The sequence below is a fragment of the Nocardia amamiensis NBRC 102102 genome, assembly GCF_001612745.1.
GTDB lineage: Bacteria > Actinomycetota > Actinomycetes > Mycobacteriales > Mycobacteriaceae > Nocardia > Nocardia amamiensis.
Window position 1 is genome coordinate 22815 of sequence record NZ_BDBA01000146.1, and the last position, 10397, is coordinate 33211.

Below are 10397 nucleotides of genomic sequence, written 5' to 3' on the forward strand. Positions count from 1 at the left end.
CGAGAGGAAATTTCGTGACAGACGACAGACGCCTGGCGCGCAACCCGATCGCCATCGTCGGCATGTCCGGACTGCTGCCCAACGCGCACAACCATCGAGAGTACTGGCAGAACATCGTCGACGGCGTGGACTGCACTGCCGAGGTCCCCGCGTCGCGCTGGAGCCTGGACGACTACTTCGACCCGGACCCCGCGACGCCGGACAAGACCTACTCGCGCCGAGGTGCGTTCCTGCCCGACATCGAGTTCGACCCGCTGGAATTCGGGCTGCCGCCCAACCAGCTCGAGGTCACCAGCACTATGCAGACGCTCAGCCTGGGCGTCGCACGTGACCTGTTGCGCGACGCGGGGGCGGTGGATTCCACGTGGTACGACGCCAGCCGCACCGGCGTCGTGCTCGGCACCACCGGCCCGGTGCCGCTCATGCACCCGCTGGCGGCGCGGTTGTCCACGCCGGTGCTGAAAGAGGCGGCGCGCTCGGTCGGTCTGTCCGACACCGACGCCGACGCCATCGCCGACCGGTTCGTCGCGGCGTTCGCGCCGTGGGAGGCGAACTCGTTCCCGGGGCTGCTGGCCAACATCACCGCGGGCCGGGTGGCCAACCGTCTCGGTCTCGGCGGCATCAACTGCACCGTCGACGCGGCCTGCGCGGCCTCGCTGGCCGCACTGCGCACCGCCATCGCCGAACTCCAGGACGGCCGGGCGGACATGATGATCACCGGCGGCGTGGACACCGAGAACACGATCTTCATCTACATGTGCTTCAGCAAGGTCGGTGCGCTGTCGTCCAGCGGGCGGATCAGCCCGTTCTCCGCCGACGCCAATGGCACGCTGCTCGGTGAGGGCATCACCATGCTGGCGCTGCGCAGGCTGGCGGACGCGCGCCGCGACGGCAACCGGATCTACGCCGTCATCCGCGGTCTCGGTTCCTCCAGCGACGGTCGCGCCAAGAGCATCTACGCCCCCCGTGCGGGCGGCCAGCGCGTCGCGCTGGACCGGGCCTACGCCGACGCCGAGGTCTCGCCCGCCGACGTCGCGCTCATCGAGGCGCACGCCACCGGCACGCCCGTCGGCGACAAGACCGAGCTCACCGCGCTCAAGGAACTGCTCAGCGACGCGACCTCTGAGCCCGCGTTCGCCGCGCTGGGCAGCGTGAAGTCGCAAATCGGGCACACCAAGGGCGCCGCGGGCACCGCGAGCCTGATGAAACTGGCGCTGGCGCTGCACCAGAAAGTGCTGCCCGGCACCATCAACGTGTCCGCGCCCAACGCCGAGATCGCCGCCGCGGACGCGCCGTACTACGTGAACACGCGCACCCGGCCCTGGATCCGCGACCCGCAGCGGCCGGTGCGACGGGCCGCGGCGTCGGCATTCGGGTTCGGCGGCACCAACTTTCACGTCGTGCTCGAGGAGGCGGACGCCGATCGTGGTGCGCACCCGGTGCTGCACCGGACGGCACGTGCGCATCTGTGGCACGCCGCGGACGTCGCGGGTCTGATCGACGCGGTGCGCAGTGTGGCGCCCAGCGACGGCGGTGAGATACCGGAGCATCACGCGCGCATCGGGTTCGTGTCGGTCGACGAGGAGAACGCCGCGCACCTGCGCTCGCTCGCGGTGGATGAACTCGTCCGCAACCCCGAGGCTCCGGGCTGGGACCACCCCGAAGGCGTGTACTTCCGGGCGGCCGCGCTCCCTGATCGCAAGGTCGGCGCGCTGTTCGCCGGGCAGGGCAGCCAGTACGTCGACATGGGTCTGGAGGCGGCGCTGAACAATCCGGCCGTCGGCACGGCGTTCGATGCGGCCAATGACGCTTTCGCGGGCGCGCCAGTGCGGCTGTCGTCGGTGGTCTTCCCGCCGCCCGCGTTCGACGACGCCGTCGTGGCGCAGCAGGAAGAGGCCTTGCGCCGCACCGAGTTCGCCCAGCCCGCGATCGGCGCGCTATCGGCGGGGCAGTTCGCGGCGTTGTCGGAGTTCGGCTTCCGCGCCGACGGCTATCTCGGGCACAGCTTCGGTGAACTGACCGCGCTGTGGGCTTCCGGCGCGCTGGCCACCGCGGACTTCTACGCACTGGCCCGGGCGCGGGGCGTGGCCATGACACCTGAGGAGGGGGTCGAGGCGGGCACCATGGCGGCGCTCGGCGCGTCCAGGCAGACCGCAGAGGAACTGCTCGACGGCGTCGACGACGTGTGGATCTGCAATCACAACGCGCCCGACCAGGTTGTCGTCGGCGGCGGGCCGGAGGGGATCGCCGCCGTTGTGGCCCGCTGCGCGGAGCGCGGGGTGGCCACGCGCGCTCTGCCGGTCTCCGGGGCGTTCCACACGCCTTATGTCGCCCACGCCACCGCGGCGTTCGCGCCCGCGGTCGCCGAGGTGCACATCGGCGCGCCGGACGCGCCGGTCTTCGCCAATACGCCCGACGCCCGCTACAGCGGCGATGTCGCGGCCAACCGGGCCGTGCTGACCGAACAGCTCGGCAAGCCGGTCGAATTCGTCGCGGCGCTCACCGCGATGCGCGACTCGGGCTGCACCGTGTTCGTGGAGTTCGGGCCGAAGCAGGTGCTGACCTCGCTGGTGCGGCGCACCCTCGGCGACGACGTCGTCGTCATCGCCACCGATTCCGGCCCGATCGGCGACAGCGATCTCGCCTTGACCCGCGCGGCGGTACGCCTGACCGTGCTCGGCTTCGGCCTGCATGGCATCAACCGCCACGCCGCCCCCGCGCCGGAGGCCCAGGTCTCCGGCCGCGCGATGACGGTGACGCTGTCGGCGCCCGAATACGTGCCCGAGACGCGTCGCGCCGCATACACCGACGCGCTCGACGACGAATACCGGCTCAGTGTCCTGGCGGCTTCCGCCGCTCCGGTCGACAGCGTGGTCGATCACCAACCCGCCGCCGAAAACCCGGCCGGGCCGACCGCTCAGCCCGCCGCCGAGTACCTGGCCGGGCCGACCGCTGTCGATCACGAGCGCGCCGCCGAGTACCCGGCCGGGCAGACTGCTGTCGATCACCAGCCCGCCGCCGAGTACCCGGTCGGCCCGGCCGCTGTCGATCACCGGCCCGCCGCCGAGTACCTGGCCGGGCCGGCCGCTGTCGATCACCATCGCGCGGCCGAACACCATAGCGGCCCAACCGCTTTCATCGCAGCATCGGAGACCACCGTGTATCCCACATCGCAGACCGGCGACGCCGGTTCGGACGCGCTGGAGAGCGCGCTCCTGCAGCATCTGCACACCCACCGTCAGTTCCTCGACGGCCAGCTTGACATGGCCCGCGGCCTGGCCGGCGCGCTCGGCGACGGCCGGTTGGACGCAGCTACGGTCCGCGCCATCGAAGCGGTCAAGGAGCACGGCGTCGCGATCAGCCACAGCCATGCGCGTGCGAGTGAGGTGCTGGCCCAGCTGGTGGAGCTGGAAAGCGGATTCGCTCCCGTTTCGCGGCCTTCGACGCAGGTCACGCGCCCGGCCGCGCCCGCGCCGCGTGCGGCGATCGAGCCCGCACCTGTGCGCCGTCCCCTCGCCACGGCCATGGTCGTGGATGACCACCGTGCCGTGTCCGCGGCGGAAGCCGTTGCGGTACCGGCCACTCCGGAAGCCGTGACGAACGGGCGCGCGGCGGGCGTCCCGGCCGAGACCCCCGCGGGAAACGGTCAGGTGTCGAGTGCGGAGTTGCGGCGGGCGTTGCGCGAGGTGGTCGCCGAGAAGACGGGTTATCCGGTGGAGATGGTGGATCCGTCGATGGATCTCGAGGCCGATCTCGGTGTGGACTCGATCAAGCGGGTGCAGGTGATCGGCGCGGTGCAGGAACGGTTCCCGCAGCTGCCGAACCTCGGACCTGAACAGCTGGGCACGGTACGCACGCTGGACCAGGTCGCCGATCTGCTCGGCGGCGCGCCGACCACTGAAACGGTGCAAACGCCTGCCGCCTCGAACGGCAACGCCGCCGCCGACGGCCAGGTGTCGAGTGATCTGTTGCGACGTGCGTTGCAGGAGGTGGTTGCGGAGAAGACCGGCTACCCGGTGGAGATGGTGGATCCGTCGATGGATCTGGAAGCGGATCTCGGTGTGGACTCGATCAAGCGGGTGCAGGTGATCGGCGCGCTGCAGGAGCGGTTCCCGAACCTACCGAGCCTAGGTCCGGAGCAACTCGGCACGCTGCGCACGCTGGATCAGGTCGCCGAGCTGCTGGGCGCGTCCGGCGGTGCGCCGACCGGCACCTCTGCCATGGCGACGAACGGCACCGGCGCGGATGACCGAGTATCCGACGAGGCCTTGCGGCGTGCGCTGCTGGAGGTGGTCGCGGAGAAGACGGGTTATCCGGTGGAGATGGTGGATCCGTCGATGGATCTGGAGGCCGATCTCGGTGTGGACTCGATCAAGCGGGTGCAGGTGATCGGCGCCTTGCAGGAGCGGTTTCCGAACCTACCGAGCCTGGGTCCGGAGCAGCTGGGCACGCTGCGCACACTGGATCAGATCGTGCTGGAACTCGCCGGTGCCGCGGGCGGTGATGTCCACCCAAAAGCTGAGGCCGCGGCGGGAACGTCGCGGCATGCCGTCGAACTCGTCTCCTTGCCGTCGCCGGATCGAGCGGTCGCGCCCTACCGTGCCGGGGCCCGGGCCGTGCTCGTCGACCTGACCGGCGAGCAAGACGCCGACTCGGCCGCGCTCGGCGCGGCGCTGGACGGGCTGGGTTGGACGGTCCGCTACGTGGATTCGGTCGATGTCGACACCGACGGCGAACCGATCGACCTGTGCCTCGTCCTGGTCGGTGGGTCCGCGGACTGGGTGTCGGCCCGGCGGTCGCTGACCGATTGCATCCTCCTGGCCGGTCGCGCCGTACCGCTGCTGCGGCGCGCGCTGGGGCGGGCAGCCTTCGTGACGGTGACGCGGCTCGACGGCGGACTCGGCTTCCTCGGCGCCGAGCCGGTGCATGCCCTGCTCGGCGGTGTCGGTGGAGTGGTGAAAACCCTTGCGGCCGAACAACCCGAGCTGTTCAGCCGGGCGCTCGACATCGCTCCCTCCTGCCCGCCTGCTCAGCTCGCCGAACTCGTGACGGCCGAGTTGCTCGACCCGGCCCGCGACATCAACGAGGTCGGCATCGACGCGGCGGGCGTGCGGAGGACCCTGGTGCCGAGCGGGCACGCACCCGCACGATCGGTCACCGCGGTGCGTCCCGGCGCCGAGCAGGAGCCGACGGTGCTCACCGCCGACGACGTGCTGCTGGTCACCGGCGGCGCGCGCGGTGTCACCGCCACTTGCGTCCTGGCGCTCGCCGCGCGGAGCGAGGCGCGGTTCGTGCTCCTCGGCCGATCCGAACTCGGCACCGAACCCGACTGGGCGGCCGGAGTTTCCGACGCGGAGCTCAAGCCCGCCGCGGTGCGCGCGCTGGCCGGTACCGGCGCGACACCACGCGACGTCGAGCGTGCCGTGTCCGGGGTTCGCGCCACGCGGGAGGTCCTGCAGACGCTGGCGGCCCTCGGGTCGCGCGCCGACTACCTCGCCGCCGACGCAACCGACGAGAAAGCGGTCGCCGCGGCCATCGCCCCGTGGCGCGACTCCATTACCGGAGTCGTGCACGGTGCCGGGGTGCTGGCCGACTCCATGATCACCGACAAGACCGCGGAATCCGTCGCCAGGGTGCTCGATCCGAAGATCGGCGGACTCGCCGCGGTGCTCGGCGCGCTCGGCGAGCTACGGCATCTGGTGTTGTTCACGTCGGTGGCCGGACTGTTCGGCAATGCCGGTCAGGCCGACTATGCGGCCGCGAACGAAGCGCTCTCGCGATTCGCGGTGAGCTGGCGGCGCAGCCACCCGAATTGCCATGTCACCGCGATCGACTGGGGTGCATGGGACGGCGGCATGGTGACGCCCGCCCTCCGGGAACACCTCCGCGCCCGCGGTGTCGAACTTCTCGACCCGCAAGTCGGTGCGGCGGCGTTCACCGAGCAATTCACCGCCGCCCGCGCCGAGGACACCGTCGTGCTGATCGGACCTGCGAAGTCGCTGTCGGACACGGGTATCGGGACGGCGACTGTCCGTGCCCGGCGAACGATCACCGGGATCACCGAGGATCCGATCATCGCGGCGCACCGGATCGGCGAGCACGTCGTCCTGCCCGCCACCTTCGGTCTCGGCGCCATGGTCAACCTCGCCGAGCGCGCCCTGCCAGGACGGGAGGTGGTCGGTGTCCGGGACTTCCACGTGCTCAAGGGGATCGTGTTCGACCATCCGGTCGACGAGCTCGAGCTCAAACTGGCACCGGGGGAGAACGCCACGGCGCGCGGGGGCAATGCGGTCGGCGAACCCGTGCCGGGTGAGCAGACCACCACGATGCACGCGACAGTTCGCGGGGACGACGCGGTCCACTTCCGGGCGACACTCCTGCTCGCCGACGCCGCGGAGCGCGCGCCGCGCCGCCCGGTCCCCGGCGGCCCCGCCGACGACACGGACATCTACCGCGACGCTATCCAGTTCCACGCACCCGCCCTGCAAGGCCTGCGCCGGATTCGGGCGGTCACCGACGACGCGATCGTGTTCGACTGCGAACTACCCGCCGCCACGGTGGCGCGCGGCGCGTACGCCGGGAGGTTGCACGACCCGGTCCTCGCCGACCTGATCCTGCAGGGACCGCCCGTGCTCGGCTACCGGTTGCTCGGGACGGCATGCCTGCCGCTCGGTGTGGGGCGGGTCGAGTACTACCGGCCGCTGCCCGCGGGCGAGCCTTTCGTGCTCATCGTGGACAACCCGCGGCCCGGTCGTTTCGACGCCCGGATCGACGCCACCGCGATGACTGCGGATGGCGCAGTGCTGCAACGTTTCTCGGACGTCACAGTGGTGACGACACCTGATCTGACGGAGAAGTTCCAGACCTCGGTGAGGCGGTGGATGGCATGACAACGCTGGAGTTCGACGGTGTTCCGTTCGATCCGGTAACCGCACCGGCCGCGCCGGCGGCGATGGTGCAAGGAAGTGGAGAGGGTCAGCCTGTGCGCCGAGTGGATTCCGGCCCCGCGTACTCCGGATCCTTTGGCGACGCTCGGACGGTCGACACCGCCTCCGACGGCGCGACCGTCGAAAACCTCGCCGTCGGCGGCCCGGTCGCCGCCCGGATCGCCGTAACAGACGGTGCAACAACAGGTCTTGCCTATCCAGAGATCGAGCAGGGGAGCGTCGACGGGCAGCCGCAGCGACGAGGTTCGGGCGTCGACGGTGCGACTCAGGGACACCGCGACCACCTTGCGGATGCTGTCGGAATACGCAGTACAGCAGTACATCCCGCCTATTTGGAGGCCGAGGGCGCTTCGCTCGCGTCTCCGGCGCGCACGGAGGCCTCCGATCCGATCGCGGTGGCCGATCGGTCGGCGAGTCCGCTCGCCGAGATCCGCTCCGGCGTTGTCGCGGCGCACCGGGCGGCGCTGAGCGCGCAGGTGGCCATGCAACGGGCTGTGTGGCAGCGGGCACTGCGCCGAACGACGGCGGCGACCGAACCGAACGCGACCGATCCCGGCCGCGCTGTCGGGGTCGATTCGGCAACCGAATCTAACGCGACCCAGCCTGCACGCGGCCTTGGGGTCGATTCGCCCGTCAGCGGTACCGGTCTCCAGGCACTCCATGACGAACCGGCGCGTCGGTGGTCGCAACACGGTGGCGACCGCCCGCACTTGCGGCACGACGACGACCCGAAGCGGGGCGTTGAAGCTCCCCTCTTTTCGGCCCCAGTCGACGACTCGCGAACACCTGTCGGAGCGGCCGCCGCGGAGTCGGCGTTCAAGCCGCTGGCCCGCACCGATCGCACGCGTCTGGATCGAGCCGCCCTGACCCGCCTCGCCCAGGGCGACCTGACCGGCGTGTTCGGACCGGCGTACCGGCGTCCCGGAGTCGAGTCGGTGGCCCGGATCGCCGCGTCAGGGCCGCTCGCCCTCACCGAGGTCACCGAGATTGCGTTGTACGGCGGCACGGGCAACGGCAGCGTCACCGCACGCTTCCAGGGTGACTCGCGCGCCGCAGCGGTTCAGGCCGCCGAGGTGTTTGCCCTGTATCTCGGCATGCCGCTGGTGCTGTCGGGTAGTTCGCTCGTCGCCGAGTGCACCGGGGCCGTGGCGGGGACCGGGTCCGGCACGATCACACTGACCGTGACCGCTCTCGACCTGGTGCCGCGACCGCACGTCACAGGGACGGCGGTCGTGACCGGCGCGCACGGCGAAATCAACGTCACGATCACAGTGTCCGAACGCCCTGGCAGCGGTGTCGGTCCGGGTCAGGTTTCGGAAAACCTGCTGCTCAACGAGTTCCATATGACTCATCTCGCCCGCGGTGACCAGGCCATCGCCATGGGCCCGGAATTCGCCCCCTACACCGGCGTGCGAGCAACCAGGCTGCCGACCGGCGGCCTGCTGCTTGTCGACCGGGTGCTCGACTTCGATGGCAGCCGCGGTCAGCTGGACGGAGCCGCCTACACCACCGAATACGATTCGCCCGCCGACTCCTGGTACTACGCCGACACCGCCAACGAGTCCATGCCGCACTTCGTCTACATGGAGACCTCACTCCAGGCGGCGCTGCTGATGGGCTACTACGCGGGACCCACGCTCACCCAGCCGGGCACCACGCTGAGCCTGCGCAACCTCGGCGGCACCGCCACCGTGCTGCGGCGGACCGATCTGCGGGACAAGACGATCCACCAGTCGTCCCGGCTGCTGTCGACCACCATCCTGCCCGGTTCGTCGCTGCAGACCTTCGACTACACGCTCAGCGTGGACGGCGAACCGTTCTACACCGGCGAGACGATGTTCGGCTACTTCAGCGACCAAGCCCTGGCCAACCAGACCGGCCTGGACGCGGGCCGCGCGGCGCCGACCTGGCTGGCGGACAACCCCGGCGCGCGGGTACGCACCATCGACGTCGCCGGCCGGCGCGCCGACCCGAACGCCAGGCTGTGCGCCCGGAACACGCTCGCGCTGATCGACCGGGTCGACGTGGTCGACGGCGGCGGCAGATACGAAGCGGGATATCTGCATTCGCTGCGCGAGATCGACCCGTCGGACTGGTACTTCACACGACACTTCCACCTCGACCCGGTGATCCCGGGGTCGCTCGGAGTGGAATCGGTGATCCACGCGATCCAGGAGTGGATGATCGACGCCGGATTCGCCGACACGATCGGCGATCCGGTCTTCCGCATCCCCGCCGATATCCCGTTCCGCTGGCGCTACCGCGGGCAGTTCCTGCCCACCGACGGCACTGTCGAGCTCGAAGCGCACATCAAGGAGGTGCGTCGCGGACCGGATGGCATCACCGTGATCGCCGACGGCTCGTTGTGGAAGCCAGGACTGCGCATCTACGAATTGCTCGACCTCGCGGTCGAACTCGGCGAACGGAAGGAAAGCTGATGACCACGACCCTGATCAGCGTCGCCGCCCAGACCGCCGACGACCTCACGGCCGTACCGTACCTCACCCGCCCGTGCCGGATTGCGCGTCACGACGGCCGGATGGTCGGAGCACTCGATGAGCGGACAGCGGAACTCGCCGACGGACTGCTCGGCCCGGTGGCCGAATTCGGCGGGCGGAGGAAGCGGCGATGACCACGTCCCGGATCAGCGCGGTCGCCCAGACCGCCGACGACATCACCGCCGTGCTGCTGGACCTGACGCGCCCGTGCTGGATAGTGCGCCACGAGGGCCGGGTCGGCGCGACATCCGACGAGCGGATCGCGGCACACGCCGATGTCCTGGCCGCGGTCGCGCCACTGCCGCCGGAGCAGTTGGGTGACCGGCGCTTCGCCGCAGCCCACGGTGCGCGCGCGGCATATGCCGCCGGTGCCATGGCCAACGGAATCGCCTCGCCCGCATTGGTCTCAGCGATGGCACAGGCGGGATATCTCGCCTCCTACGGTGCCGCGGGCGTGCCACCCACCGCGGTCGACGCGGCCTTGGCCGACTTGAGCCGCACGCTGGTGGGAAAACCCTTCGCGTGCAACCTGATCCACAGTCCATCCGAGTCCGCATTGGAGCGCGCGATCGTGGACGCGTGCCTGCGTCATCAGGTCCGGTGCGTGGAAGCGTCGGCGTTCATGGATCTCACCGGTGCGGTCGTGCGCTACCGCGCCATGGGACTCGCCGTCGACCGGCAGGGCCGCATCGAGATACGGAACCGGTTGATCGCCAAGGTCTCCCGGGTCGAGGTGGCCGAGTTGTTCCTGCGTCCGGCCCCCGCGCGGCTGCTGCGCGGATTGGTCGAATCCGGTGAGCTGACGCCGGAGCAGGCCCGTCTCGCCGAACAGGTTCCGATGGCCGACGACATCACCGCCGAAGCCGACTCCGGCGGGCACACCGATCGCAGGCCGCTGGTGGTGCTGCTGCCGGAGCTGATCGCGACGCGGGACCGCCTGGCCCGCACCGTG

At 70.5% G+C, this 10397-nt stretch carries 3 protein-coding genes and 1 pseudogene; all 4 read left to right on the plus strand.

All coding sequences use genetic code 11. The annotated features are described in order from the left end of the window. Window positions 1-14 precede the first annotated feature (14 nt). A complete protein-coding gene (locus tag NA4_RS25055) occupies window positions 15-6890 on the plus strand; it encodes a type I polyketide synthase (protein ID WP_067474798.1) in 6876 nt (2291 codons plus the stop codon). After that, entirely contained in the window at window positions 6887-9385 is a 2499-nt protein-coding gene (locus NA4_RS25060) for a beta-hydroxydecanoyl-ACP dehydratase (RefSeq protein WP_245671581.1), read from the plus strand. The genes NA4_RS25055 and NA4_RS25060 overlap by 4 nt, the downstream gene beginning before the upstream one ends. Beyond that, window positions 9385-9579, plus strand: coding sequence for a hypothetical protein (locus NA4_RS25065; RefSeq protein WP_067474800.1), 195 nt, complete (start codon window positions 9385-9387; stop codon window positions 9577-9579). Before NA4_RS25060 ends, NA4_RS25065 begins: the two co-directional genes overlap by 1 nt. Next, window positions 9576-10397, plus strand: a pseudogene (locus tag NA4_RS25070) (2-nitropropane dioxygenase); the annotation flags it as partial. The gene NA4_RS25065 and the pseudogene NA4_RS25070, both read left to right, overlap by 4 nt.

Bases quoted from the DNA above. Each gene is read 5' to 3' on its own strand.
- NA4_RS25060 (WP_245671581.1), top strand. From the start codon at position 6,887: ATGACAACGCTGGAGTTCGACGGTGTTCCGTTCGATCCGGTAACCGCA.
- NA4_RS25065 (WP_067474800.1), top strand. From the start codon at position 9,385: ATGACCACGACCCTGATCAGCGTCGCCGCCCAGACCGCCGACGACCTC.